This is a genomic window from Stenotrophomonas sp. HMWF003 (assembly GCF_003061285.1).
Taxonomy (GTDB): domain Bacteria; phylum Pseudomonadota; class Gammaproteobacteria; order Xanthomonadales; family Xanthomonadaceae; genus Stenotrophomonas; species Stenotrophomonas maltophilia_AP.
The window spans coordinates 31,231-33,189 of sequence record NZ_QAIW01000440.1; the positions used below are offsets into that span (position 1 = coordinate 31,231).

Genomic DNA, 1,959 nt, shown 5'->3' on the forward strand with positions numbered 1-1,959 from the left:
TCGGCGCCCACCGGCGGCATCGCGTCGGTCACCAGCATCACCTTGCCGCGCGGCTTGGCCGCCAGCGCCACGCGCAGGCTGGCCGGGTGCACGTGCACGCCGTCGGCGATGATGCCGATCCAGCTGTCGCGGTCTTCCAGCGCCGCGCCCACCGCACCCGGCTCGCGCCCGGTCAGCGGCGACATCGCGTTGTACAGATGCGTGAAGCCGCGGATCCCGGCATCCAGCCCGGCGCGTGCCTCTTCGTAGCTGGCTGCGGTATGCCCGGCGGCCACGATCACGCCGCGTTCGACCAGCGCACGGATGCTGTCCAGCGGCACCCGTTCGGGGGCCAGGGTCAGCAGGGTGACGCCGTTGTCGAGCGACGCCGCCATCGCGATCTCGTCGGCGTCGGGCACGCGGAACTTGTTGGCGTCGTGGGTGCCCTTGCGTGCCGGCGCGATGTACGGGCCTTCCAGGTGGATGCCGAGCACGCCGGGCACGCCCTGCGCGATGGCCGCGCGGGTGGCGTCGATCGCGCGGCGCATCACCTGCACGTCGTCGCTGATCAGCGTGGGCAGCAGGCCGGTGGTGCCGAAGCGGCGGTGCGCGGCGGCCAGCGTGCGCAGGCTGTCCACGTCGGGCGTGTTGTTGAACAGCACGCCACCGCCGCCGTTGACCTGCGCGTCGATGAAGCCCGGCAGCAGCCAGCCGCCGCCCAGGTCCACCTGTTCGTCGGCGCTGCCCAGCTGCGGGGCCGCGTCGGAGACCAGCGCGGTGATGCGGCCGTCTTCGATCACCACCGCCAGGTCGTCGCGGAACTCGTCGCCGGCCAGAATGCGGGCGTTGCGCAGGACGGTTTTCATCAGACGGTTTCCGTCACCTTGTTCAGATGCGGCGGCAGGTCCGGGTTGTGCCCGCGGCGCAGCGCCAGCGCGTTGATCGCACGGTAGAACGCCTGCACGGTGAGCAGCGGTGCGCAGGCCGGGTGCGGCGCAACCGGCAGCGGCAGGTCGCCGTCGACATCGGCCAGCCACACCTGCGCATCGCGCGCGCCGAACTCCTGCAGTACCGCGCGGGTGCCCGCACCGGTTTCATCGGGCTGGGCAAACGCCAGCACCGGGAAGCCCGGCCCCACCAGCGCCATCGGGCCATGCTTCACTTCGGCCGAGCTGTAGGCTTCGGCATGCAGGCCGCAGGTTTCCTTGAACTTCAGCGCGGCTTCCTGGGCCGCGCCCAGGCCCAGGCCGCGGCCGAGCACGAACAGGTTGTGCGCCGGCACCAGGCCATCGGTGAGCGCGGACCAGTCGCTGTTCCAGGCCTGGCGCAACGCATCGGGCAGTGCGCGCAGCGAGGCGATCAGCGCCGCGTCCTGGCTCCAGTAGGCCACCAGCTGCAGAATCGCCGACAGCGAGGCCAGGTAACTCTTGGTGGCCGCCACGCTGCGCTCGGCACCGGCACCGAGCGGGATCACGGTTTCGGCCAGCTGCGCCAGCGGCGAGTCCTCCACGTTCACCAGCGCCACCACGCGCGCGCCGGCCGCACGTGCGGCTTCGGCGTTGCGCAGCAGGTCCGGGCTCTTGCCCGACTGCGAAATGACGATGTACAGCGCGCCACGCAGCTTCAGCGGCGCTTCGTAGACCGAGCCCACCGACGGTGAGGCCGAGGCGGTGACCAGGCCCAGCCGGGTTTCCAGCAGGTACTTGGCGTAGGTGGCGGCGTGGTCCGAGCTGCCCCGCGCGCAGGTCACCACGAACGGCGGCGGTGCCGCGCGCAGGCTGGCAGCCAGGGTTTCCACCGCCGCCTGGTTGCGCGCGAGCTGCGCGGCAATCACGTCGGCGGCTTCGGCGGCTTCGCGGTACATCAGGGTGTCGTGGGGGGCAGGCAGGGACATGGGCACTCAGGTGGTTTCAGGAGTAGGAGGGCGCGCGCCGGTCGGGCGCATCGGCGCGGTGGAACCGCGCACCACCAGCTGCGGCA

General features: G+C 71.9%; 3 protein-coding genes. All 3 read right to left on the reverse strand.

The annotated features are described in order from the left end of the window. Positions 1-845, reverse strand: an 845-nt coding sequence (gene nagA, locus DBR34_RS19415) for an N-acetylglucosamine-6-phosphate deacetylase (RefSeq protein WP_258224146.1), incomplete at its 3' end; no start/stop codon positions are given. Then, entirely contained in the window at positions 845-1,873 is a 1,029-nt protein-coding gene (locus DBR34_RS19420; protein WP_128097995.1) for an SIS domain-containing protein, read from the reverse strand. The genes DBR34_RS19420 and nagA, both read right to left, overlap by 1 nt. Positions 1,874-1,879: 6 nt before the next feature. After that, a partial coding sequence (locus DBR34_RS24115; RefSeq protein ID WP_258224151.1) for a hypothetical protein occupies positions 1,880-1,959 on the reverse strand: 80 nt, incomplete at its 5' end.